The organism is Xenorhabdus sp. IM139775, assembly GCF_028598745.1.
Lineage (GTDB): Bacteria > Pseudomonadota > Gammaproteobacteria > Enterobacterales > Enterobacteriaceae > Xenorhabdus.
Map to the genome: position 1 here is coordinate 1 of NZ_JAQRFK010000211.1, position 1,035 is coordinate 1,035.

Consider the following 1,035-nt stretch of genomic DNA (forward strand, 5'->3'; position numbering starts at 1 on the left):
CCTCTAAAACCTTGTTGACTGAAGACGGCGAATTAGCGCTGCAAATTCCCCGTGATCGTGAAAGCACGTTTGACCCCCAAATCGTCAGGAAAAACCAAACGCGGATCACCGGCATGGATGACCAGATACTGGCTTTGTATGCCAGAGGAATGACAAACCGCGATATCGCGGATACCTTCAAGGAGCTGTATGATGCGGATGTTTCCCCATCATTGATTGCCAAAGTGACCGATGCGGTGAAAGCCGAGGTGATTGAGTGGCAGAGCCGTCCATTGGACAGCTTATACCCTATCGTTTATCTGGATTGTCTGGTGGTCAAAGTCCGTCAGGATAACCAGATCATCAATAAATCGGTCTTCATCGCCCTGGGAATTAATACCGAAGGGCACAAGGAACTGCTGGGGCTGTGGCTGGCTGAAAACGAAGGTGCTAAATTCTGGCTCAGTGTGCTGACCGAACTCCATAATCGTGGGCTGAAAGACATTTTTATTGCCTGTGTTGACGGACTTAAAGGGTTTCCTGAGGCGATTAATGCCGTTTATCCACAAACACGGGTTCAACTGTGTATTGTTCACATGATACGCAATAATCTGCGCTATGTGTCCTGGAAGGATGCGAAAGCCGTGGTAAAAGATCTGAAACAGATTTATCAGGCTCCGACAGAAGAAGTGGCTGGGCAGGCTTTGGAAGCCTTCGCTAAACAGTGGGATGAACGTTATCCGCAAATCAGCCGCAGTTGGCGGGAAAACTGGGGTAATCTATCCACGTTCTTTGCGTATCCCGCTGAAATCCGGAAAGTGATTTACACCACGAATGCCATTGAATCGCTGAATAGCGTCATCCGGCATGCTATCAAGAAACGCAAAATCTTTCCGTCTGATGATTCTGCGAAAAAAGTTATTTGGCTGGCGATTCAGGCAGCTTCTAAAAAGTGGACGATGCCGATCCAAGATTGGCGGATGGCGATGAGTCGATTTATGATTGACTTCGGTGACCGTTTAAACGGTCACGTTTAATGAAGATGAAAATGGCGAT

Annotated in this window: 1 protein-coding gene; it reads left to right on the plus strand. The window is 47.7% G+C overall.

Annotated features, from left to right (window positions below; all coding sequences use genetic code 11):
* On the plus strand, nucleotides 1-1,016 hold a 1,016-nt coding region (locus PSI17_RS17050; RefSeq protein ID WP_273553090.1), incomplete at its 5' end, for an IS256 family transposase.
* Nucleotides 1,017-1,035: the final 19 nt, after the last annotated feature.